The organism is Rheinheimera sp. UJ63, assembly GCF_021568285.1.
In the GTDB taxonomy this organism is placed as follows: Bacteria; Pseudomonadota; Gammaproteobacteria; order Enterobacterales; family Alteromonadaceae; genus Alishewanella; species Alishewanella maricola.
On record NZ_JAKGTQ010000005.1, the window covers coordinates 106,071 to 129,133 of the forward strand.

At 46.0% G+C, this 23,063-nt stretch carries 19 protein-coding genes; 14 read left to right on the forward strand and 5 right to left on the reverse strand.

Features of this window, described 5'->3' with window-relative positions; all coding sequences use genetic code 11:
- Window positions 1–140: 140 nt before the first annotated feature.
- Both L1N97_RS13775 and L1N97_RS13780 read left to right on the forward strand, forming a co-directional pair.
- Complete coding sequence (locus tag L1N97_RS13775) at window positions 141–1,076, forward strand: D-2-hydroxyacid dehydrogenase (protein WP_236130183.1); 936 nt, start codon at window positions 141–143, stop codon at window positions 1,074–1,076.
- Between the two features lie 67 nt (window positions 1,077–1,143).
- Window positions 1,144–3,192 carry a tetratricopeptide repeat protein gene (locus tag L1N97_RS13780; RefSeq protein WP_236130184.1) on the forward strand — a complete coding sequence of 683 codons (2,049 nt, stop codon included), beginning with the start codon at window positions 1,144–1,146 and terminating at the stop codon, window positions 3,190–3,192.
- A gap of 21 nt (window positions 3,193–3,213) precedes the next feature.
- Here the strand turns inward: L1N97_RS13780 and L1N97_RS13785 are convergent, their stop codons facing one another.
- The 3 genes from L1N97_RS13785 to L1N97_RS13795 form a co-directional block, all read right to left on the reverse strand.
- The gene (locus L1N97_RS13785) at window positions 3,214–4,044 is read right to left on the reverse strand and encodes an RluA family pseudouridine synthase (protein ID WP_236130185.1); all 831 of its coding nucleotides are present in this window, start codon (window positions 4,042–4,044) and stop codon (window positions 3,214–3,216) included.
- Between the two features lie 36 nt (window positions 4,045–4,080).
- Entirely contained in the window at window positions 4,081–5,115 is a 1,035-nt protein-coding gene (locus tag L1N97_RS13790) for a hypothetical protein (protein WP_236130186.1), read from the reverse strand.
- 79 nt (window positions 5,116–5,194) lie between these two features.
- Window positions 5,195–6,586 carry a PhoH family protein gene (locus tag L1N97_RS13795; RefSeq protein WP_229588066.1) on the reverse strand — a complete coding sequence of 464 codons (1,392 nt, stop codon included), beginning with the start codon at window positions 6,584–6,586 and terminating at the stop codon, window positions 5,195–5,197.
- Between the two features lie 247 nt (window positions 6,587–6,833).
- Between L1N97_RS13795 and rapA the strand changes: the two genes are divergently transcribed.
- From rapA to L1N97_RS13820, 5 genes are all read left to right on the forward strand, one after another.
- Entirely contained in the window at window positions 6,834–9,737 is a 2,904-nt protein-coding gene (rapA, locus tag L1N97_RS13800) for an RNA polymerase-associated protein RapA (protein ID WP_236130187.1), read from the forward strand.
- Between the two features lie 4 nt (window positions 9,738–9,741).
- On the forward strand, window positions 9,742–10,392 hold the full coding sequence (locus L1N97_RS13805; RefSeq protein WP_229588063.1) for an RluA family pseudouridine synthase: 651 nt from the start codon (window positions 9,742–9,744) through the stop codon (window positions 10,390–10,392).
- A gap of 160 nt (window positions 10,393–10,552) precedes the next feature.
- On the forward strand, window positions 10,553–11,632 hold the full coding sequence (locus tag L1N97_RS13810) for an OmpA family protein (protein WP_236130188.1): 1,080 nt from the start codon (window positions 10,553–10,555) through the stop codon (window positions 11,630–11,632).
- A 193-nt stretch (window positions 11,633–11,825) separates the two neighbouring features.
- Window positions 11,826–12,146: a hypothetical protein gene (locus L1N97_RS13815; RefSeq protein WP_229588060.1), complete on the forward strand. Its 321-nt coding sequence runs from the start codon at window positions 11,826–11,828 to the stop codon at window positions 12,144–12,146.
- A 32-nt stretch (window positions 12,147–12,178) separates the two neighbouring features.
- The gene (locus L1N97_RS13820) at window positions 12,179–12,928 is read left to right on the forward strand and encodes a DUF3530 family protein (RefSeq protein ID WP_236130189.1); all 750 of its coding nucleotides are present in this window, start codon (window positions 12,179–12,181) and stop codon (window positions 12,926–12,928) included.
- Here the strand turns inward: L1N97_RS13820 and djlA are convergent.
- The gene (djlA, locus tag L1N97_RS13825; protein WP_229588056.1) at window positions 12,915–13,718 is read right to left on the reverse strand and encodes a co-chaperone DjlA; all 804 of its coding nucleotides are present in this window, start codon (window positions 13,716–13,718) and stop codon (window positions 12,915–12,917) included. The two genes, L1N97_RS13820 and djlA, sit on opposite strands and share 14 nt — an antisense overlap.
- Before the next feature lie 163 nt (window positions 13,719–13,881).
- Here djlA and L1N97_RS13830 point away from each other — a divergent pair, with 163 nt between their 5' ends.
- The 7 genes from L1N97_RS13830 (at window position 13,882) to L1N97_RS13860 (ending at window position 22,505) form a co-directional block, all read left to right on the forward strand.
- Window positions 13,882–16,146 carry an LPS-assembly protein LptD gene (locus L1N97_RS13830; protein WP_236130190.1) on the forward strand — a complete coding sequence of 755 codons (2,265 nt, stop codon included), beginning with the start codon at window positions 13,882–13,884 and terminating at the stop codon, window positions 16,144–16,146.
- 13 nt (window positions 16,147–16,159) lie between these two features.
- The gene (surA, locus tag L1N97_RS13835) at window positions 16,160–17,449 is read left to right on the forward strand and encodes a peptidylprolyl isomerase SurA (RefSeq protein WP_229588052.1); all 1,290 of its coding nucleotides are present in this window, start codon (window positions 16,160–16,162) and stop codon (window positions 17,447–17,449) included.
- Window positions 17,449–18,438 carry a 4-hydroxythreonine-4-phosphate dehydrogenase PdxA gene (pdxA, locus tag L1N97_RS13840; protein ID WP_229588050.1) on the forward strand — a complete coding sequence of 330 codons (990 nt, stop codon included), beginning with the start codon at window positions 17,449–17,451 and terminating at the stop codon, window positions 18,436–18,438. Before surA ends, pdxA begins: the two co-directional genes overlap by 1 nt.
- Entirely contained in the window at window positions 18,435–19,253 is an 819-nt protein-coding gene (gene rsmA / locus L1N97_RS13845) for a 16S rRNA (adenine(1518)-N(6)/adenine(1519)-N(6))-dimethyltransferase RsmA (RefSeq protein WP_229588048.1), read from the forward strand. Before pdxA ends, rsmA begins: the two co-directional genes overlap by 4 nt.
- Entirely contained in the window at window positions 19,243–19,620 is a 378-nt protein-coding gene (apaG, locus tag L1N97_RS13850) for a Co2+/Mg2+ efflux protein ApaG (RefSeq protein WP_226752394.1), read from the forward strand. The genes rsmA and apaG overlap by 11 nt, the downstream gene beginning before the upstream one ends.
- Complete coding sequence (locus L1N97_RS13855; RefSeq protein ID WP_236130191.1) at window positions 19,620–20,420, forward strand: symmetrical bis(5'-nucleosyl)-tetraphosphatase; 801 nt, start codon at window positions 19,620–19,622, stop codon at window positions 20,418–20,420. The genes apaG and L1N97_RS13855 overlap by 1 nt, the downstream gene beginning before the upstream one ends.
- Before the next feature lie 75 nt (window positions 20,421–20,495).
- Window positions 20,496–22,505 (forward strand): methyl-accepting chemotaxis protein, encoded by a 2,010-nt coding sequence (locus L1N97_RS13860; RefSeq protein ID WP_236130192.1) that lies wholly within the window; start codon window positions 20,496–20,498, stop codon window positions 22,503–22,505.
- A 66-nt stretch (window positions 22,506–22,571) separates the two neighbouring features.
- On the opposite strand, the gene folA is transcribed toward L1N97_RS13860, so the two are convergent.
- Window positions 22,572–23,060 (reverse strand): type 3 dihydrofolate reductase, encoded by a 489-nt coding sequence (gene folA / locus L1N97_RS13865; protein WP_236130193.1) that lies wholly within the window; start codon window positions 23,058–23,060, stop codon window positions 22,572–22,574.
- Between the last annotated feature and the right edge of the window lie 3 nt (window positions 23,061–23,063).

The window sequence follows — 23,063 nt, forward strand, 5'->3', positions numbered from 1 at the left end:
TAGCAAATGTATAACAAAAATATCAGAACCACTTAGCCAATGGTCTAACAACAACACTTGCTGCATTTTAGCTACGGCTATGGTAAAACAGTGTAATTGCTCTATCGCTAATTTATAGCTTTGGTATTTAAGAATAAATTATGGCTCTTCAACTGGTTTTTTTAGATGCTGCCACCTTGGGTGATGCGGATTTTTCAGCGTTAAAGCACATTGATGGTGAATTAACCTTACACGATTACAGTACAACGGCGCAGATTGTGCCGCGCTTGCGCAATGCTGATATTGCTATCGTGAATAAATGCATCTTAGATGCCGAGGTACTGAAGCAGCTACCGCGTTTAAAAGCAATTATGATCAGTGCAACCGGCACCGACAATATCGATTTAGACGCGGCAGCAGCCGCCGGAATTGTGGTAAAAAATGTGCGTAACTATGCCGAAACGGCGGTGCCGCAGCATGTTTTTGCGTTATTACTGGCACTCACCAATCAACTTATTGGCTATCAGCAGCGGGTTGCCGCGGGCAAATGGGCACAAAGCCGTTCTTTTTGTTTGCTGGATTTTCCGATAATGGAATTAGCTAACAAAACCATGGTGATTGTGGGTTATGGTGCTTTAGGTCAAGCCACAGCAAAATTAGCTGCAGCCTTTGGTATGCAAGTGATTATCTCAGAGCGCCCCAGCGCAACCGAAGCACGACCAGGCCGAATGCTGATGGCAGAGGCCTTTGCTCAAGCCGATGTGGTGTCATTACACTGTCCGTTAACGACAGACACCCGAGCCTTTATTAACGCACAGCGGCTGGCATGGCTGAAACCTGGCGCGATTTTAATTAATACCGCACGAGGTGCATTAATCGATACCGACGCACTGATTAATGCCCTGCAGCTAGGAAAACTGGCAGCCGGTTTAGATGTGTTAGCCGAAGAACCCCCCGCGCCCGACACGGCGCTGTTGCACTGTGCCTTACCGAATTTATTAATTACCCCACATATTGGGTGGGCCAGCCGCGAAGCCAGAGCACGGATGGTGAGCAAAATTGCTGACAATATTAATAACTTTATAGCAACACAGTAGAATATTTTACACCATGCGCCAACAAGTTGAATGCGGTGGCCAACAACCTAATAAGAGCAAAAGTGCTATGAAATGCCTGACGTTTGTTACCTTTATACTGTTTATCAGTACGAACTTAGCCGCAGAAACGCTGAGCTCGAGAATGCGCGACGCAGCAAGCAGCAGTGAACATGCCGAACAAGTGATCACGTCGTTACAAACGCAAACAGAGAACAGCCTAAGCACCGAAGACTATTTAGTCTTAGCAGAAAGCTATCAAACACTCGGCAAACGTGAAGCCGCTTTAGATGCGGTTAATAAAGCCGAAAACATGGCGCCAAGCGATTATCTTCGCGCCATGAGTTTATTTCATAAAGCGCAAATCTATGGCATTTATTTTCAAGATGCCGAGATGGCACTAGTACAATTAGTTGAAGCTGAAAAGCGCCTCACCTCGTTAAAAGATGTGGCTGCAAAAGTACTATTGAGCGATGTATTTAACAGCTTTGCCTCTGCTCATAATGTATTGGGTAATCTTAGCCAAGGCTTAGAATATGCCAAGCAGAGTTTGCTGTTGGCTGAAGAGCTCAGCAATACCCCACGCCAGTTGAATGCCTTAGTGCTGATTGGCCGATTAGCATTGCAAAATAACCAGTATAAAGTCGCCTTTAGTCATTTTGAACGAGCGCTGGTCATTGCCCGTGAGTTATCGGATGACGAACAAATTGCATCGATTTATTTCCGGATGGGCATGGCTTATCGCAAGCTTGATCAACATGATCTTGCCCTTACTCACTTTCAACAAGCGGCTGAACGCTATCAACAATTAAATCGGTTGTCGAATTACAGTCATGTACTGATTTACATGGCTGAAAGTTATATGGAAGGTGAACAGCAGATAGCACAAGCTGAAACTTTACTGCAACAAGCTTTAGAAATCGCAGAGCAATTGCAGCACAAACAGCGCACCGCTTTGGTTTATTACAGCTTGGGTCGCGCCGCACTTTTAAGTAAAAACTACCCACAATCAGAACAGTATTATCAGTTGGCCCTGCAGAACTTTAAACAGTTAAACGTGCGCCCCATGATGCAAGAAACTGCGTTGGCCATTGTTAAATTATTGATTACGCAACAACGTTATGCTGAAGCGAAAGTGCTGCTAAATGAATTAAGCCCGGATATCGAACAAGCCGCCACTTTTTTACAATTGCGCTATCACGATAGCGCAGCAGCTTTAGCGAGTGCGGCAGGCGATTGGCAACTAGCTTATACCTTACAAGAAAAAGTCACACAATTAAATCAACAAGAATTAGCAGAACAAATGCAGTACAACATGGCTGAGCTTAGCGAAGACTTATCAGAAATTAATGAAGCAGAGCAATATCGCCAGCAATTAACCACATTAAAGCAAACCTTAGCAGAAACAGAATCTCGCCAATTTTTACTGCAAGCGTTACTGGTTTTACTGATTTTTATCTGCTTTGTTTTTTGGCAATTGGTGCGCCGGCAACAAAACGCCGTCACGCCTTCGGTAGTGCCAGAGTTAGCGCCGCCGCAATGGATCCAGTTCCGTGAGAAGGTGAAAGTGCTTGATCAACAGCAAACACAGAGCTTACTCGTTATTATGCCGCGCCAGCGTGCTGCCTTACAGCGGCAATTTGGCCGACGCATTGTCACCGATATGCTAAAACAATTAGCACAAGAGCTTGATACGGAGGCGGTTAACGCATCCTTTAGTGGCAGTGAAATGCTTTGGCTCGCCGTTAACAGCCAAGATAAAGCCGCACAAAGTGCTTTGTTAGAACAAGCCATCCAATCATTTAGCAATAAATTGCTCGCGCTAGGTGTTGCACCCGCTATCTTAACGGCAGAACTGGAATTAGCCTCATTGCTAGGACCCAATTGGCACAAACGTGATTTGAATGGTTTAACCGATATCTTATGGTTTGGTTGGTCATTACTTGAGCAATCTCCGCCAGCGGATCTGGCTTGGCGGTTAAGTTTCACAACTGAACATGCTAGGCCCTGCGAATGGCAGGTAGAAGATTTACGCACAGATATTGTCAATGCTTATCGCTTGGGCGAACTGACCATGTTGGTCAATCAGCAAGCTTTAACGCCAGATCAAGCCGATTAACCCCCCAACCTGATTACCCTATCACGCTATACGCAGTGCCGCTGGCAGCTCAAAAAGCTGCTGGCGTCGGCGTAATGGACAGTTAAAGCTTAAACTGACCGCTTGTAATGCCAACCCTGCCGCCGACTTATTGCCACTACCATAGTGTGGATCGCCTAACACCGGATGGCCAACACTGGCAAAGTGACGACGTATTTGATGTTTTCGACCACTGATTAACTGCACATTAAGTCGGCTGCAATCGGTAACGGCATCATAAGCCTCAACAGTAAAACGGGTTTCTGAAGCTTTATTGTCTAACGGTAAACTGATCACCCCATCTGCTATTAAATCGGCAGATAATTGGCCTTTTACCGTAATGGCGTAACCTTTGGCAATGTGTCGCTGCGCAATTAATTGACTAAAAGCGGCAGCCGCTTTTTTGCTGTGGGCAAGAATAACTAAGCCACTGGCCTCACGATCTAAGCGGTGTAATAAAAAAACCTGCCTCGCAGGAGTAAAATGCTGCTCAGCAAAGCGCAGTAAACTCAGATGATCGCCCCACTCATTGCCTTGCGACAACATACCTGCCGGTTTAAACCAAATACTGTACGCGGTTTCATCAAATAATAAGGTTGCCGGCGCACATTGCCGCTGCAAAATATCCTCATCGTAATTTAACAGTAGTGTTGCACCGGGCTTTAACATGAATTGAGCGCGGCGCAACCGTTTAACCGGCTTGCCGACTAACTGCACTGCACCTTTGTTCATCGCATCTTTTAAACGGCCTTTACTTAATTCAGGAGCAGCAGAGACCAGTAAATCGATAGCAGAGATGGCCGTAGTCACCGGCAGTTGACGAGACAACTTCATAATAAATTCTCAGCCCTTGCCATTGGCAAAGGTATATCAGGATTTCAATCGACTGATCTTATCAAAGATCTCTTCCCAACCACTAGGAATATGTCTTACGCTACCCTGATCGCGGATCGCTCGCTCAACATGAACCGTTAAACGCCGCACCGGCCCCACTACTTTTTGCTTGTAACGATACGCATAACCTAAGGTTGCCAGCGACAACACGACAAGATAGCCAATCCAATAAGCGATAAAGCTTTTAAAGCCGGCACTAAATAAGCCATTCCGTGCTTCAAGCATCGCTAAAGAAAACGGCTGCCGACCTATCCGCTGTAATTGCAGCAGCATTTCATCGACCTTGCTGTCGTCTTTTGTCGTGCCACCAAGCATATGGCCATGCTCATCTAATAATAGGAAATCAGCCCCCGGTGTTTGCTGTTGTAATGGCATCAACAATAAAGGGACATCTAACACAAATAAGATATACCCTGCCCCACCATTAGGCTGCTGGATACGTTGGCTTAGCAATACTTTGTTTTTACTTAGCGCCAAAGTCGCTAAACCTGGTTTAGCTGAGCCTTCAGCTTGCTCATATTGCTCAAACCACGGCACTAAATTCGCTAAAGTCGCGGTTAACTGTGTCTGCGGATTAGCATAAATAAAATGTTGTTCTGACACATACACAATGCGCTCTAGCGCGGGTTGCATCAATTCGATAGCCGTAAAGGCTAAATCGAGATGTTGCAGTAATAACAATTCGCTGGCCACACTTTCGGTTTTCTCTACTAACTCGGTGGTATTTAATGGCTCACCCTGACGATTATGCAGCTTTAACGCAAGTGTGCTTTGCAAAGCAGCTTGCTCACTAAACGGTAGCTTGGTTAACCAATTAAGCAAATTCAGCAGCGGTTGTAATTGCGTGTCAATTTGTGCGGCTTTAAATTGCAAACGTTGTTCGGTGTGTTGTAGCCGGTTATCGATGGTCAATAAAAAGTGACAGAGTGCCGCAGCAAAACTCAACATAAGGACGAATAGCGCCGCCAATTTAATCGTACGGCGATATTCGTAAAGCGCTGGATTTTGCATCAACCTTTCCTTGTTAACAATTGCGTTGAAACTAAATTAGCGCGTTTCATTAATTAGTCAATCTATCCATCGCAGAAAACTACAAGTTCGCCTCAGCAAAAGAGGCTAATCGACTACGAACAACCCCATTTAAATTAACGGTAGTACTGCCTTCAAAGTTTTTAAAACGCTCCACAATGTAAGTGAGCCCCGAGGTCACCGCAGTAAGATAATTACTGTCGATTTGCGATAAATTACCTGAGCAGATTAATTTTGTTCCCTCGCCACAACGGGTAATAATGGTTTTTAACTGTGCGGCGCTTAAATTTTGGCATTCATCTAAAATAACAATGGCATTTTGAATACTGCGGCCACGCATAAAGTTAACCGACTTAAACTGAATATTCGCCTTTTCCATAATGTAATTCACGCTGGCATGCGGATGTTCGTCGGTTTTGTGTAGCACTTCTAGCGAATCGGTAATTGCCGCTAACCAAGGTGCCATTTTTTCTTCTTCAGAGCCTGGTAAAAAGCCAATAGACTCGGCAATTTCAGGTGTATTCCTCGTCACAATGACTTTATCGTAAATGCCTTTTTCAATAACCATCTCCAGCGCGGCAGCTAAGGCAATCAGGGTTTTACCGCAACCGGCGGGGCCAGTTAAAATCACCAAATCCATTTGCGGATCGAGCAAAGCATTTAAGGCCATGGCTTGATAAATATTTTTTGGATGAATCCCCCAAGCATGTCGATGCATTAATCGCTCATAACCGAAGTCTTGGATTTTTAATTCGTGCTCGCTGACTGCCAAGACCTTCCCAGCAAAAGTTTCAGCCTCATCGACTAAATACTCGTTAACATAGGCATTAGGTAAGACCTTTCGGTTGATGTAATGGACCGTATCGCGCCCTTCATTCACACTGTGACATTCACCGACTTGTGGCCAAAACTCTCCGGCAAATTTGTAATAGCCCTTATAGAGAAAGCGTACATCATCTATCAGTTGGTCAGTGCGGTAATCCTCCACTTGTTTTAAACCCGCACCCTTGGCTTTTAAACGCATATTGATGTCTTTTGTAACCAATATGACTTTTACAGGGCTTTTTTCGCGCTGCAAATACAAGGCGGTATTAATGATCAGATGATCGTTCTCGCCGCCGGGTAAACCAGGGATTTCATCTTTTAGATGGTGATCGTTAACAATAAAAATATGACCGGCGGGCTTAGCATCTTGGCGGCTGGGTAACGCCACACCGTGCAGCATTTGCTCTGGGGAGGCGTCTTTTAAAATATCTTCCAACGCACGAATCGCCACTCGTGCATCTCGGCTGACATCTTTATTTTTATCTTTTATATGATCAAGTTCTTCTAATACCGTCATCGGTATCACAACATCGTTTTCTTCAAAATTAAGGAAGGCAAAAGGTTCATGCAACAAAATATTGGTATCTAGGACATAAATTTTTTTCGCTTGCTGTTTTTTCCGCGCCATAAGCACTCCTTTATTTGCTTATCTCACCGTAAAGCATTACGGCTCTTTTTAGCATAGTGCAACTTTGCCAGACTGCGACTAAAAGTTCCGAACCGCACCTTAGACGCTAATTGCTACGTTGCCGTTACCAGATGACAACAGCATGACAACTTATAATCGTTGCTGAAGAAAAAGCTGTGCGAGACAGATGCAACCAAGGTCGTTTCGCTGTACCATAGCGCCCCGTTTTTGACAGTTAGGGTTTAGAATGAATTTTGCACTGGGACAACGTTGGATCAGCGATACAGAGTCTGATTTAGGCTTAGGTACTGTAATTGCACTGGAGGGCAGAATGCTATCAATTCTGTTCCCCGCCAGCGGTGAAACACGCTTTTATGCTCAGCAAGAAGCGCCACTGACTCGCGTGAGTTTTAACATCGGCGATGAAGTGAAAAGTGCAGAGGGCTTTACTTTACTGGTACAGCAAGTAACGATTGAAAACGCGCTATTAAGTTATCACGGTATTCGCTTAGATACGCAAGAGCCCTGCATTTTACGCGAAACCTTTTTAGACCACTTCCTGAGTTTTAACAAACCTCAAGATCGCTTATTTGCCGGTCAAGTAGACCGTTTTGAGTTCTTCCCATTACGCTATCAAAGCTGGCAGCATCAACAAAGCCTGCAACAAAGCCCGCTGCGTGGTTTGGTTGGTGGTCGTGTTAGCTTGATCCCACATCAGCTTCATATTGCACGCGAAGTTTCACAGCGCCACGCACCACGGGTGTTATTGGCAGATGAAGTGGGTTTAGGTAAAACCATTGAAGCCGGTTTAATTATTCACCAGCAATTACTAACGGGCTTGGCCAGTCGTATTTTAATTATCGTGCCCGAGTCATTACAACATCAATGGTTGGTAGAAATGTTGCGGCGCTTTAATCTGCGTTTTGCGATTTTTGATGAAGAACGTTGCCAGCAAGCGCAACTCGATGCGGATAACCCCTTTGATACCGAACAACTCGTGCTGTGTAGCATGGAGTTTTTAGCGAAAAAGCGCAGCTGGCACGAGCATGCGGTGAGTAGCCACTGGGATTTATTGGTGGTCGACGAAGCCCACCATTTACATTGGGATCCATTAAAGCCCAGTACGGAATATCAGCGCATCGAGGCCCTAGCCCAAGATACAGCCGGTTTAATCTTACTGACAGCCACCCCCGATCAACTTGGCCATCAGAGCCACTTTGCCCGGCTACGGTTATTAGATCCTGATCGTTTTTATGATTACGAACAATTTCAAGCTGAAGAGCAAGATTATCAGCAGATCGCCAAATTGGCTCAGCAACTGTTAAACGCCACGTCACTGAATGCCAACTTGTTAGCCTCGTTAAACAACTTGTTAAACGATAGCGCTAGCCAAGCGCTATTACAGTCACTCGCCGATCAGCAACCCCTCAGCGAGACGTTGCGGCATGAGCTGGTCGAAAAGTTATTAGATCGTCATGGGACCGGCCGCATTTTATTCCGCAATAGCCGTAACACCATTCAAGGCTTTCCAAAACGTTGCCCGCTATTACAACCTCTGGCAATGCCAGAGCAATATCAAAATGCCTTAAAAGTACATCGCGCCTTGCAACAAGACGCCTCGGTGCACGCTAAAATCACCGCTAATCTCTTTCCAGAGCAAGTTTTTCAGGCATTTGAAGGTGAAAACAGTCAGTGGTGGCAATTTGACCCGCGTGTAGCGTATTTGTTGTCCGCGTTAAAAGCGGCGAAACACGGCAAATTTTTAGTCATTTGTGCGTCGGCAGCCACGGCTCTCGCCTTGGAAGAGGCCTTACGTTTATCTGAAGGTATTCGTGCCGCCGTATTCCATGAAGGCATGACCATTATCGAGCGAGATAAAGCGGCCGCCTACTTTGCCCAAGAAGAGTACAGTGCCCAAGTGTTGCTGTGTTCTGAAATTGGTAGTGAAGGTCGTAACTTCCAGTTCGCCGAGCATTTGGTATTGTTTGATTTACCGCTAAACCCTGATTTACTCGAACAGCGGATTGGCCGGTTAGATCGGATTGGGCAGCAGCATGATATTCAGATCCATATCCCCTACTTCGCGGATACTGCGCAGCAATTATTACTGCAATGGTATCATCACGGCTTAAATGCGTTTGCCAAAACCTGCCAAACGGGCCGGCTGATTTTTGAACAACAAAAAGCGCAGTTAGAACAGCTACTCGCTGACTACCGAGGCCCGAGCGACGAGGCCGAGCAATTAATCGCAGCCTGTGCTGAATTGGCCGCCGAGTTACAAACTAAATTAGAGCAAGGCCGCGATCAGTTACTAGAGATCAACTCCAGCGGTGGTCAACAAGCGTTACAACTTGCTGCGGAAGTCAGTGCACTCGATCAAGACGTTAAACTGCCAATGCTGATGTTCAAGGCGTGGGATTTACTGGGCGTTAATCAAGAGGATCGCTCTGATACCAGCATCATTTTACGGCCATCTGAGCACTTACAGCAAAACTATCCTGGATTAGCAGATGATGGCACCACCGTAACCTTCGACCGTGCTACCGCCTTAGCCGAAGAAGATATTCAATTTTTAAGCTGGGATCACCCGATGGTCACAGGCACTTTGGATATCCTGAGTAATGATGTGTTAGGTAACAGCTCCGTGGCATTATTACCTAACAAAGCCGTACCGGTTGGTAGCTTCTTTGTGGAGTTAATTTATATCGCAGAAGCCAGCGCGCCAGCGGCGTTACAACTGGGCCGTTATTTACCACCTACGCCGATTCGTATGTTGTTAGATAAAACCGGTAAAGATCTGGCAGCCAAAGTGTCGTTTGATAACTTTAATCGTCAATTAAAACCGGTTGGTCGACAAACAGCGACAAAACTGGTGAATGCCTTACAAAATCTGATCCACCCTATGCTGCAACAAGCAGAACAGTTAGCCACGCTGCAACTTGAGCAATTACGCAGCCAAGCACAAACTCAAATGCAGCAAAGCTTAACCGCAGATATCGAGCGTTTACAGGCACTACGCCAAGTAAACCCTTTAGTGCGGGATGAAGAGATCGCTCATCAACAGCAGCAATGCCAGCAACTGAATGAGTACTTGGCCAAAGCTCGGTTAAAATTAGATGCGATCCGGGTGATCGTGGTGAGTCACGATTAACGCCATGCTGTTAACTTATACCCCACCGACATGGCCTTATCTCGATATTTTGTATCAAGACAACGATATCGTGGTGCTGAATAAGCCCAGCGGCTTATTGTCGGTGCCGGGTAAAGATCCTGCACACTTTGATAGCATGCAATACCGAGTGCAACGCGTTTGGCCCAATGCCAGCATTGTGCATCGCTTAGATATGGCCACCTCAGGGGTGTTTATTATGGCAATGCACAAAGAGGCGCAACGTGAGCTAAACCGGCAATTTCAACAGCGCGAAACTGAAAAAAGTTATGAAGCGCGAGTCTCCGGTTTAGTTAAGGCGAGCAGTGGCAGTATTGATTTGCCATTGATTTGTGATTGGCCAAATAGACCGATGCAAAAGGTGTGTTATCAACATGGTAAGCCTTCTTTAACGCACTATCGCGTGCTTAGCCGCGCCAATAACCAAAGCCGCGTGGCATTAACCCCTGTCACCGGACGCTCTCATCAACTACGCGTGCACTTACAATTTATTGGTCATCCCATCTTAGGCGATAAATTTTACGCCGGAGAGGCAGTGCATGCTGCAGACCGCTTGCAACTGCATGCCTGTCATTTAAGCCTTAGCCATCCAACAACGGCAAAAAAGATGATTTTTTCAGCAATTTGCCCTTTTTAAGTAAAAAGAATCGGCTATTAACGCAACATTCATTTAACTGCACTATTATTGTATTGTCTTAAAAATAAACTTTATTTTTTGCAAAAACCAATAATACTGACAAAACAATATGGTAAACTATAAAAAGTTTGCTTAATTGGATGAATCGAAGGAGAAACGGATGAAACTTAAAGCAATCGCTGTAGCAGTTCTTGCGGCTATTCCGCTGTTTGGCGCTCAGGCTATTGCCGATGCACCAACAGCTCAAGATCTAGAAAAAAAGGTTTTTGGCTCACTATTTGGTGAAGGCTACTGGAATGATTCGCGTAAAGCGCAATCAGCTACCTGGAGCAACACTGATGATGCTTGGGGTGTAGGTGCAGACATTGGTTACCGTGTCAACGAAACTTGGGGTGTGCGTTTTGAATATGCTCGTCAGAGCTTCAATTCACTGGCTCAAAGTTCTCGCGTAACGGGTGACCGTTTTGGTTTAGATGCAATGTATCATCTGGCTAACACTAATCTGTATTTAGTGGGTGGCTGGAAGCATTTTGAAAATGACATCGCCTTTGATGCAGTAAATATCGGTGTTGGTTACCGTTATTTTGTTAGCCCAGCTGTAGCCTTATTTGTTGAAGGTAACCGTTTCCGTGGCATTAACAACGGCGATTGGAATGATGCGTCTTTAAAAGCAGGTGCAACGTGGGTTTTTGGTGCTGAAGCAGCTGCTGCTCCTACACCAGCTCCAGCACCCGCTCCGGCCCCAGCGCCAGCACCAATGCCTGTTGATTCTGACCGTGATGGCGTAGTTGATAGCCAAGACAAGTGCCCTAACACACCAGCGGCTCACAAAGTAGATGCTCAAGGCTGTACTATCTACACTGAGAAAATGGACCGTGTAGGCGATGTCGATATCGAAGTTCGTTTCGCGTTTGACTCTGCAGCAGTATCTGCTGACGGCCAAACTGAAGTTAACCAGTTAGCCGCCTTTATGAAACGCTTCCCTGAAGCGGTTGTATTCATCGAAGGTCACGCGTCTAACATCGGTAATGCCGCTTACAACATGCGTTTATCTGAGCGTCGTGCTAAAGCCATCGCTGATTTATTAACAGCGCAAGGCATCAACAGCAGCCGTATTACCTCTAAAGGTTTCGGCGTAACTCAGCTTCGCGTTGAGGGTAATACCCGCGCAGCACACGCTGCCAACCAACGTATTGAAGCAAAAGTAACGGCTAAGATTAAAGAGCCAGTACTTCGCTAATAGTATTTAAGTACTAATATTAAATAAAGCCGCTACGCTAGCGGCTTTATTTTTATTGGCTTTCGCTACTCTACTATTATTTTCTATTGCCGTAATTTACAATCACTGCTAATTTTTAGTACATAATGTCAATTACTGGACTCCTCCTATCATGGCTAAGTTTGTTTTTCTTCTCATTACATGCGGTCTATGCATGTTTAGCATTAACGCCATGGCGGATGATGCTGAAATGATTCAATTGCAGCATTCAGCACATGTCTGTAATGACGAGCAAGAAACACAACGTCTCGCAGCAAACGATCATCTTAGAGAAATGGCCAAAGCGTTAGTCGAATTTAAAGCCACCAAATTTTGTTTTATCATCCAACCTTCAACTGTGGTTGCTTTACTCGAGCATAAAGGCAATTACATAAAATTCAGACATAACAACAAAGTGCTGTTTGCTTTTGCCGAAGATTTACTGGCACAACGCCTTCCCGCTCAAGATATGGGAACACAAGCCGCTATAGAGTAATCAACTTGAGTTTCTCAATGGCGGTAGCATAGATGCAAAATAAAGGGTTCGCGTTTGCTGTTATGCTTTTAGCCGCGACCAGCAGCCAAGCAGCACCTCACTGGCAAGATATTCAACGCCAATTCCCACAGGTTAACTTACAACAATTTGATGCTGCGAGTGCCTCCTTCATGGCATTGCATACCCCCAGTGCGGCTCTTTTAACACGAGGCAGCATCGTGTTGCTTCCGGATGCCCATCAGCACGCTTTTAGTCCTTCGTTACTGAATCAACTTCGCTTATCCTTACCTGATCGTGGCTGGGATCTCTGGGTGTTGCCGCAACCAGAGCCAGTAATGGCGACCAACCCTGCGCAGCAATTAACATTACAAAAAACCCAACTGAGCCAACGCTGGCAATTATTAGCGCAGCAAGCCCGATTAAAGCCACCGGTGATTGTTATTGCACAAGGGGAAATCGCAGCGGTAATGAATTTACTGCTAGCAGACAGTTTAAATATGCCACCGGCCGCGCTTGTGAATTTAGGGGCTTATTTATCAGCAGCCGAGCAACAGAATAGCGTTGCGCAAAACGTATTGAATAACATGCCGGTACTCGATTTATTAACGGCGCATGACCATCCACAAGCACTCGCCTTGGCCACAGCAAGGGCAGAATTAGGACAACAGCGTGGCAATGCTTTATATCGACAACGTCATTTAAACGACGGTTATCATCAACAAAGCCTGCAACACTGGCAAGTCAATGAAATTATCGGCTGGTTACACTCTACGGGTTTTTAGCTCGGGCCTGCTTGATTTGCTCATACGCCGCTTGAATATCTTGCGTACGTCTTTTTGCTACCTCTAACATCGCCGCTGGCACTCCCTGTGCAATTAATTTGTCTGGATGGTGTTGCGACATCAATTTACGGTAAGCACGCTTCAGCTCTTTGTCAGCAATCTCTGGTGTACAGCCCAGCATTTGATAAGCCGCAAGTAAAGAAGGCCCTTGTTCTTTGCCGGGGGCTTGCCCCTGTTTAAACCGTGACTGCGCCTGATAAGCCAAAAGCAATTGCGCTAAAGTGCTGCGCGAAATATGCAAAGACTCGGCAACTTGAATTAGAAGCTGATGCTGCTCAGCGCTGATGCGGCCATCAACACAGGCAATACTTAACTGAATTTCTAGGAATAATTGTAAAACATCCGGCCGCCGTTTATAGCGTTGGTAAAACTCCGTGATTTGCGCGCGAAACGGAAAATTAACCGCCTTGCCATCTCTAAATGCCGCTTGTGCTTCTTTTTGCTGCTGAGCATTTAAACCTAACTGTTGCATAAAGTGGGTGGCTTCTGAGATATGTGCTTTGGTTACCACACCCGTCGCTTTCGCAAGATGCCCCATTGCAGCAAAACTACTGTACATAAATAAGGCTTGTTCATCGTCTTGCCCGAAAACGCTTTGCAGCCCTTCCCAATTCGCTAATTTGCGCTGAAACATCTGATCAATAAGATGCCCTACTACCACACCCAACAACAGGCCAGGCAGCTTAAATAAAGCGATACCAAATAAGGCACCAAGAATTTTTCCCCACACGTAACATACCCCGAAAACTGCAATGAGCCCTGAGCCAGCCAATGGTCTGGCATAACACGATTAACATAGGCACTATATCGGATTAGCAGGAATTCTAAAATTGATTTATCATAACCCACCCAAGGTCGGCTGGTGCGACGCAGTAAGCAATGAGTAGAAAGGCATGAAACAAGGTTTAAGTTTAGCAGGATTACTCTGGGTAGCGATGACACCTCTGCAGGTTAATGCTGCACCGCTTGCTAGCCAAACTTGCCAGCAACCCGTTCAACTGCCTGATATCTTAAAAGATTTAAATGAACAAGACAGTCGAATCCGCATTTTCTCAGACAACGTCGACTTACAAGAAAACCAAAGCGCTGAATTTTCAGGTAAAGTACAAATCCTGCACCGCGATACCTTATTACAAGCACCTAAAGCACGTTATGATACCCGCGCCCAAACACTTCGTGCCGATGGCGGTATTGAGTATTTTAATCCAGCACTGTCGGTGAGTAGCCAATTTTTTGAAGCAGACATTAGCCAAAACCGCGTTACGCTGGGTGATGCGCGTTATCAATTTGTTGAAAATGCCGGTCGCGGTGAAGCTTCAGCCATGGTGGCCTCGAACGAGGCGTTAGTGTTACGCCAAGCCGTGTTTACAACTTGCCCCGAACAAGATGACAGCTGGGGCTTACACGCAGAAGAAATCAGCATCGCGGCAGACTCAGGCTGGGGTGAAGCGCGTAATGCGGTGTTTAAAATTAAAGACATCCCTATTTTTTATATCCCTTATTTAACTTTCCCGGTTGATGACCAACGTAAATCAGGATTATTGGTGCCGAAAGTCGGCAGCTCACAAAGCACCGGGATAGACATAGAATTACCCTATTACCTCAACTTGGCCGAAAACTACGATCTGACGCTTACACCGCGTTTTATGAGTAATCGTGGTGCTCAGTTAAAGTCGCAACTGCGGTATTTAACATCCGAGCACAGTGGCTTACTGCAATTAGAATACATGGGTAGCGATGATGAAAAAGCCAATGATTTTGGCGCGCGTTACTTAACGCATTTGACGAATCGCTCCGATTTTAGTGATAAATGGCGTGGCTATATCGACTTTACCGATGTTAGCGATAGCGCTTATCTAACAGAATTAGGCTCTGATTACACAAACCAGAGTGATACTCAGTTATATCGAGAAGCCAGCCTGAGTTATTTCGGCGAACAAGTTCATTCGCATTTAAAAATGCAAGGCTTTGAGATTCTGGGTAATTATAACCAAGCCTACAAAGCGATCCCGCAACTGAGTGTAGCTTCAGCGGCGCCTATCGCTTTAGGTAACTGGCTAGAAGCCAGTTGGTTTAGCCAATATGCGCATTTCAGAAATGACCAAGCCTTTTATAACGCCGCGGATCGACTGCACATTGAGCCAACGCTTCGAATTCCTATCATCACCTCGGCAATTGAATTCACGGCTGAAACAAGCTTGCTTTATACTTATTATCAACAAGATAGCTTAAGCTCACTCACGGAAGAACAAGCCGAGATCACTCGGACCTTACCTAAGGTCCGCTTGCATGCCAAAGTCAATATGGAACGAGAATACGATTGGTTTGGCGAGCCGGCATTACAAACCTTTGAACCGCAAATACAGTATTTGTATATTCCTTATCGCGATCAAAGCAATATTGGCCTGTACGATACCACGCGCTTGCAAGACGATTATTACGGCTTATTTAGGCAGAACCGTTTCTCAGGCTTAGATCGTATCAATGAAGCGAATCAAATTACCCTTGGTGGTACGACGCGCTTTTACGACAATACCGAAAATGAATTATTCCGTTTTAGCCTTGGCCAGATTTTTTTCTTAAAAGATCCGGAAATCACAGCAAATACCATTACTCAAGATTTGCCATCCACTGAATCGATGCTCGCCTCTGAAATGATCTGGAATTGGTATCGTCGTTGGTATGTCAGCAGCGCGCTGCAATATGACATTGAACAAAACAAACTGATCAAGAGTTCAGCCAGCTTAGATTACCGAGGCAGTGAGAATACGTTATTCCAATTGAACCATCGCTACAGCCGCGCAGTCTCAGGAGTGGAAATTCAACAATTAGGTGTTATTGGTGCCTTTCCAATAGATAAAAACTGGCAACTGATCGCCAGTTACTACCGTGATGTGACGAATCATCGTATGATAGACGCCAATATAGGACTGCAATATGAATCCTGTTGTTGGGCAGTGCGTTTTGTCGCTCGCAGACAGGTACAGGCAGATTTTGACACCGCCGTGGATAATGTTAACCAATTTGCCGAACTGGATAGTGGTTTCAGTGTGCAGTTTGTCTTTAAAGGATTTGGTGATAAAGCCGGTTTTGGCGTAGCTGACATGTTGTCAAATGGCATCTTCAGTTATCGACGTCCATATTTACTAACAAATTAGAATGTAGGAATTTATGAAGTTACAGCAAATTATCTGTGTGGTTTTGCTTGGTTTTGCCAGCGTTTCCCTGACAGCAGCAGAACGCGAAATCGACCGAGTTGCAGCGATTGTCGACAGCGGCGTGATCTTAAAAAGTGATGTTGATGAAATAGTACAACGAGTTAAACGCAACGCTGAAGCACAAGGTCAAACACTCCCATCAGATTTAGCCTTACGCACTCAGGCCACTGAGCGCTTAATAATGACCAATTTACAATTGCAAATGGCACAGCGTATGGGTTTACAAATCAGCGATGCCCAGTTGGATGATACGATTCGTAATATCGCTCAAGGCGAGAATTTAACGATGGAGCAATTCCGTCAGCAAGTGACGAATGAAGAAGGCAACTACGAGCGCTTCCGCGAAAAAGTGCGCGAAGAAATCATGACCAACGAAGTATTACGCGGCAATGTGCAACGTCGCATCTACATCAGCCAGCAAGAAGTCGATAACCTAGTGAAACTGATGGAAGAGCAAGGTGCGATTAGCGAACAATACCAATTGGGTCATATCCTGATCGCCATTCCTAGCCAAGCGACTACCGAACAAATTACCGAATCACGCGAACGTGCGGATCAAGTACTAAAATTATTACGTGATGGCAGTGACTTCCGTCGCATCGCGATCGCTTCATCCAGTGGTGCCAATGCCCTTGAGGGCGGTCAATTAGACTGGATGAACATCAACGAAATGCCCACTTTGTTTTCTGAAGGTATTCGTGGTCGTAAAAAAGGCGATTTAATTGGCCCACTTCGCTCTGGCGCAGGTTTTCACATTTTAACCATTTTTGACATTCGTGGTGAAAACGTGGCAGAACTGACTGAAGTCAATTCACGGCATATTTTGATTAAACCCTCCATTATCGTTAGCGAAGAACGTGCTAGAACCATGCTTTTAGACATGGCCACAAAACTACGCGCGGGTGATGCGGATTTTGCGGAATTAGCAAAACAATTTTCAGAAGATCCAGGTTCAAAACTGAACGGTGGTAACCTCGGTTGGAGTGAAACAGATGTTTATGTCCCGGCGTTTCGTGACACCTTAAATCGTTTACAACCTGATGAACTGAGCGAGCCTTTCCGCACCGAACATGGCTGGCACATTGTGCAATTACTAGATCGTCGCACCGTAGATGCGACTGCCGATAAAAAACGTAATCAAGTGTATCGGATGATTTTTAATCGCCGTTTTAACGAAGAGTCAGCCAGTTTCCTGCGTGAACTGCGTGATGATGCGTATATCGAAGTATTGGCAGAAGATTAATGACCCTGCGTATCGCAATTACCCCGGGCGAACCGGCCGGCATTGGTCCTGATTTGGTCTTGGCGTTAACGCGTCAAGACTGGCCAGTTGAACTGGTTGTTTGTGCCAATGCCGAACTAATGCAAGAACGTGCGGCGAGCTTAGGGTTGCCGCTGCAACTTATACCTTATCAAGCCAGTGCCGCACCTCAACCGCAACGCGCAGGTACTTTAACCATTGCTGAGTTTGCGCTAGCTGAACCCGTGATCCCTGGCCAGTTAAATGCCGCTAATGGCAGTTATGTCATTGATACATTGCGTGCTGCCGGTGATATGGTGTTATCCGCAGAAGCGGCGGCCATCGTCACTGGCCCTGTCCACAAAGGCATAATCAACCGCGCAGGCATTCCTTTTAGTGGCCATACGGAGTTTTTTGCACAGCAATCAAACACGCCTTATGTCGTGATGATGCTCGCCACTGAAGGTTTACGCGTAGCACTCGCCACGACGCATATTCCGCTGGCTTACGTTGCTAAAGCGATTACTCGCGAACGCTTACACAAAGTGATCACCATCTTGCATGAAGATTTGCAGCAAAAGTTCGGTATTGCCGAACCTCGCATCTATGTTTGCGGTTTAAACCCGCATGCCGGCGAAGATGGCCATTTAGGACGCGAAGAAATCGAAGTGATCACGCCAGCTTTAGAAGAGCTCCGCGCACAAGGTATGCACTTAATTGGGCCCTTACCTGCTGACACCTTATTTCAACCCAAATACCTGAACGAAGCAGATGCTGTACTCGCGATGTATCATGATCAGGGCCTCCCGGTATTGAAATACAAAGGTTTTGGCCGTTCAGTTAATATTAGCCTAGGCTTACCCTTGATCCGAACATCCGTTGATCATGGTACCGCTCTAGATTTGGCAGCAACGGGCAAAGCCGATCCTGGCAGCCTGTTTCATGCCGTGACCCAAGCCATTCAATTGGCTCAACGAACCACGAATCCATGACAGATAATGTACATCAGGGCCACCGTGCCCGAAAACGCTTTGGCCAAAACTTCTTACACGATCCCCATGTAATTGGCCGAATTGTTAAAGCCATAGCACCGAAAACGACGGATGTGTTAGTTGAAATAGGCCCGGGACTTGGTGCCTTAACTGAACCGGTCGTTGCTGAAGCCGGTAAGCTTACCGTGGTTGAGCTTGATCGCGATCTTGCAGAACGTTTACGCCAACATCCTGACATGGCTGATAAATTAACCATTTATCAAGCAGACGCCATGAAGTTTGATTTTAGCCAACTGGTGCAGCCGGGTCAGAAACTCAAAGTATTTGGTAATTTACCGTACAATATTTCTACCCCACTATTATTTCATTTATTTGAATTTGCCGACCAGATCGATACCATGCACTTTATGCTACAAAAAGAAGTCGTTGATCGAATGACTGCGGGGCATGGCAGTAAAGCCTTTGGTCGACTCAGTGTAATGACCCAGTATTACTGTCAGGCCATTCCTGTGGTGCAAGTGGGCCCAGGTGCCTTTAAACCTGCACCGAAGGTGGATTCAGCCGTTGTGCGCTTAATCCCGTTTAACATTGCCGATCGCGCTAAAGTGGATCCCGCAATATTGAACCGTGTATGCCTAGAGGCGTTTAATCAACGCCGCAAGACCTTACGAAATTGTTTTAGTAATTTTGCCACTGCTGAGCAATTAACCGCGCTGGGAATTGATCCATCATTACGACCGGAGCAACTCTCCGTTGCAGAATTTGTTAAAGTTGCCCAGTGGCTTGCAGAGCAGGAAAGTGCTAATGAGCCTTGAGCAAGAAGTTACCGTATCCGTGGATAGTTTTTATTTAGGCGCTCAGTCTGATCCGGCTGAGCAGCGTTATGTCTTTGCCTATTGTGTCAATATCACTAACCAAAGCGAACAACAGGTACAACTGTTAAGCCGCTATTGGCAAATTACTGATGGCAATGGCAAACAAACCGAAGTCTCTGGCGAAGGTGTTATCGGAGTGCAGCCACAATTAGCGCCGGGTGAAACCTACAGTTACACCAGTGGCGCGGTATTAGAAACCCCCGTCGGCACCATGCAGGGTTACTATGAAATGATTGACCAAAAACAGCAATCATTTCGAACCCCCATCCCCTTATTCAGATTGGCTCAGCCACATATTTTGAACTGATGGCCACCTACGTTATAGGCGATTTGCAGGGTTGCTTTGAACCGCTTCAGCGCTTGCTGGCGCATATTCATTATCAAGCCGAACATGACGAGTTGTGGTTCTGTGGCGATCTGATTGCCCGAGGCCCCGACTCTTTGGCATGCCTAGATTTTGTGCGCGGTTTAGGTGCGAAAGCACGCGTCGTTTTAGGCAACCATGACCTCAATTTTATCGCCAGCTATTATGGTTTTAGTAAGGTTAAAGCCGCTGATAAACTGACCGCCTTACAGCAAGCGGCACATTTACCGGAATTAATACACTGGCTTTGCCAACAACCGCTGATCCAAGTGTGTACTGAGCGCCAGTTGCTGATGGTGCATGCCGGCTTAGCACCCGAGTGGGATATCAGCACCGCTTTGAGTGCTAGCGCCGAGATCAGTGCCCTGTTACAGCATCAACCCACACTGTTGTTATCTACCATGTATGGTAATACACCGAGCCGTTGGCGCGATGTTGTCACCCAGGAAGATCGTTGGCGTTTTACTATTAATGCTTGCACCCGTATGCGGTTTTGCCAAGCCGATGGCGCATTAGAACTGCTCACCAAATCGGGCTTAAATAAACAATCAAAACTGAAACCTTGGTTTGAGCTATGGCAAGACCATGCACAAATGGATATTTGCTTTGGACACTGGGCTGCGTTAGAGGGTTATAGCCCTATTAAACACATTCATGCACTCGATACCGGCTGTGTTTGGGGCAATCAATTAACCGCCTATTGCGTTGAAACACGACAAAGGTATAGTGTCGATAACAAATAATAACAAGTAACGGCTACACGATGGATCCGCTGCTAGCCGTGACATAGCAGTTAATATGCTTAAATTGGAGTTGTCATGAAGTTAACCGTTAAGTCTCGCGTAATTGGGGGCTTTAGCATCATTACGGTGCTATTAGTGATTATTGGTATTACTGCTTATATACGCTTAAACAGCGTGAGTAACGCGACCGCCGAAGTTAACACCATCTCGATCCCTGCCCTCGAAAACAGTGCCATGATGAAAAGTCAGTTTGTTTTAATGAGCAAAATTGGCGTGCAGGCTTTTCATGTCAACGACAATGCGCAACTCTCTTTGTTACAACAACAATTTGATAGCCAACTGCAAACCTATAACAGCGCCGCTGCAGCATTAAATAAAACCGTACAGCAGCAACCGACATTACTGGCTGCTGCACAGCAAGTTACCGCCGCTTTTGACAGTTTCTTACCTATCTCAAAGCAGCTATTTCAACAATTAGCTAATAATATCAGCCTACAAAGTCAGATTGAGCAGCAAATGAGCGATCTGGAAATGACCGCAGATGATATGGCGTCGTTATTGTTAGATTTTACCGATATCAGTAATGTCCGCAGTAGTTTCCCGCAGGCTTACACCGCAGCGACACAAATGGAAACCGGCATTAATAGCTTATTAAATACCGTGGTTGATTTAAACCGCACCAATGACAGCAGCACTGCCGCCACCATTAGTAATGAAATTGGCTTTCGCTTAGCTGACTTACAAAAGCAGCTTAATGTGATGCAGCAACAAGCCGCCAGCGTATCAATGCCCGCTGAATTAGCCACTAAGATGCTTGAACTATCGGCTGGTTTAAATGAACAACAAGGTATACCTGCCAATAAAGCTCGCTTGTTAACCGGTAAAGCCAATGCCAGCCAGCTGCTCGAGAAAGCCGATTCCGATACCAAAGATGCCATTAGCCGTTTAACTACCTTATTAACAGCGACCACTGCCGCCGCGGAGCAAATTCAGCAACAAAGTAGCAGCAGTGTACAAAATGCTATCACTACCATCTTTATGGTGATGTTGGGTTCTATTGTTATCGCTATCTTTATTGCGTTTAGTACGGTTAGCGCCATAGTGAAACCGCTGCAAAAAATTAATGCCATGCTCAGCGTAATGGCAGCAGGGGATCTAACCCAACAATTGCCGCAGCACGCTCAGGACGAATTTGGCGAACTGTCAAAAAGTATTAATCAGGTTAACCTCAGCTTACAAAGCTTGATCCAAGGGATTATTTCCCGCTCAACGCAGCTAGCGGCAGCCTCAGAACAAACCTCAACCATTACCTTGCAAACCACCGAAGCCATACGCGAGCAAAAGTCACAAGTCACGCAAGCCGCTTCGGCCACCACAGAAATGAGCAGTACGGCGCAAGGCGTGCTGCAAAGCTCGAACGATGCTCTGGCCGAGATTAAAAATGCGGATAGTGAAGCCGAACGCGTAAAAGGCATTTCATTAGAAAATAAAGCTATCATTGTGCAGTTATCGAAAGAAGTCGATCACGCTTCTGAGGTGATTAACAAGGTGCATAAAGACAGTGCGGCTATCGGTAGCATTTTAGATGTGATCCGAGGCATTGCCGAGCAAACCAATTTATTAGCCCTGAATGCCGCCATTGAAGCCGCTCGAGCCGGTGAACAAGGCCGCGGCTTTGCGGTAGTTGCCGATGAAGTTCGCTCGTTAGCCAGTAAAACACAGGCTTCTACCCAAGAAATTCAAAACATGATCCAAGCGCTACAAAGTGGTGCACAAGCCGCAGTAGAAGCGATGAATAAAGGGAAGAAACAAGCAGAAAGCTGTGTCGCAAAAACCGAAGTCGCCACATCAGCTCTCGATAGCATTACGCATGCGGTGCATTTGGCACACGATATGAGTGAACAAATATCCAGTGCGGCCAAAGAGCAGCATCAAGTAGCCATTGAAATCAGCGGAATATTAGAAGCCATCGTGGCGCTGGCAGAAGAAACCTCAACCGGCGCTGATCAAACATCCGCTTCCAGCCATGAGGTGGCCAGCCTAGCCGAAGAATTACGTCGCTCGGTCGATCAATTCAAAGTCTAATCGCGCAAACTCACGTCAATAAAAAAGGCCAGCTTGTTAGCTGGCCTTTTTCTGTCTATGCTTTTATTAGCAGCGCTCTAAGGTGATAAAACGATGAGCTAAGGGGTTGCTATCACTTTGTGGCACAACATCCTCACTCGTGATCTGCCAAGGCCCTGCCGCTTGATAATCAGGGAAGAAAGCATCGCCTGGTGTGTCTAAGGCAATTTCAGTCAAATATAAGCGCTGCGCTAAAGGTAAACACTGGCGGTAAATGTCAGCACCACCAATAATCATCACTTCTGGCACATCGGCTACTAACGCTAAAGCTTGTTCAACGCTATTCACCCATTCTACGTTACAGTTAGCCGGTACCGGCTGACGACTGATCACGATATTACGACGCCCCGGTAAAGGACGACCAATGGATTCAAAGGTTTTGCGCCCCATCAATACCGGCTTACCCGAAGTCATGGCTTTAAAATGCTTTAAATCGGCCGGCAAATGCCAAGGCATCTGATTATTCAAACCGATTACGCGATTGGCCGCCATCGCTGCGATCATAGCTATTTGCATAAG

Bases quoted from the DNA above. Each gene is read 5' to 3' on its own strand.
- L1N97_RS13780 (WP_236130184.1), top strand. From the start codon at position 1,144: ATGAAATGCCTGACGTTTGTTACCTTTATACTGTTTATCAGTACGAAC.
- L1N97_RS13795 (WP_229588066.1), bottom strand. From the start codon at position 6,586: ATGGCGCGGAAAAAACAGCAAGCGAAAAAAATTTATGTCCTAGATACC.
- L1N97_RS13775 (WP_236130183.1), top strand. From the start codon at position 141: ATGGCTCTTCAACTGGTTTTTTTAGATGCTGCCACCTTGGGTGATGCG.
- L1N97_RS13785 (WP_236130185.1), bottom strand. From the start codon at position 4,044: ATGAAGTTGTCTCGTCAACTGCCGGTGACTACGGCCATCTCTGCTATC.
- L1N97_RS13830 (WP_236130190.1), top strand. From the start codon at position 13,882: ATGAAACAAGGTTTAAGTTTAGCAGGATTACTCTGGGTAGCGATGACA.
- L1N97_RS13815 (WP_229588060.1), top strand. From the start codon at position 11,826: ATGTTTAGCATTAACGCCATGGCGGATGATGCTGAAATGATTCAATTG.
- L1N97_RS13860 (WP_236130192.1), top strand. From the start codon at position 20,496: ATGAAGTTAACCGTTAAGTCTCGCGTAATTGGGGGCTTTAGCATCATT.
- apaG (WP_226752394.1), top strand. From the start codon at position 19,243: ATGAGCCTTGAGCAAGAAGTTACCGTATCCGTGGATAGTTTTTATTTA.
- L1N97_RS13820 (WP_236130189.1), top strand. From the start codon at position 12,179: ATGCAAAATAAAGGGTTCGCGTTTGCTGTTATGCTTTTAGCCGCGACC.
- L1N97_RS13790 (WP_236130186.1), bottom strand. From the start codon at position 5,115: ATGCAAAATCCAGCGCTTTACGAATATCGCCGTACGATTAAATTGGCG.
- L1N97_RS13805 (WP_229588063.1), top strand. From the start codon at position 9,742: ATGCTGTTAACTTATACCCCACCGACATGGCCTTATCTCGATATTTTG.
- L1N97_RS13810 (WP_236130188.1), top strand. From the start codon at position 10,553: ATGAAACTTAAAGCAATCGCTGTAGCAGTTCTTGCGGCTATTCCGCTG.
- pdxA (WP_229588050.1), top strand. From the start codon at position 17,449: ATGACCCTGCGTATCGCAATTACCCCGGGCGAACCGGCCGGCATTGGT.
- surA (WP_229588052.1), top strand. From the start codon at position 16,160: ATGAAGTTACAGCAAATTATCTGTGTGGTTTTGCTTGGTTTTGCCAGC.
- rsmA (WP_229588048.1), top strand. From the start codon at position 18,435: ATGACAGATAATGTACATCAGGGCCACCGTGCCCGAAAACGCTTTGGC.
- L1N97_RS13855 (WP_236130191.1), top strand. From the start codon at position 19,620: ATGGCCACCTACGTTATAGGCGATTTGCAGGGTTGCTTTGAACCGCTT.
- folA (WP_236130193.1), bottom strand. From the start codon at position 23,060: ATGCAAATAGCTATGATCGCAGCGATGGCGGCCAATCGCGTAATCGGT.
- rapA (WP_236130187.1), top strand. From the start codon at position 6,834: ATGAATTTTGCACTGGGACAACGTTGGATCAGCGATACAGAGTCTGAT.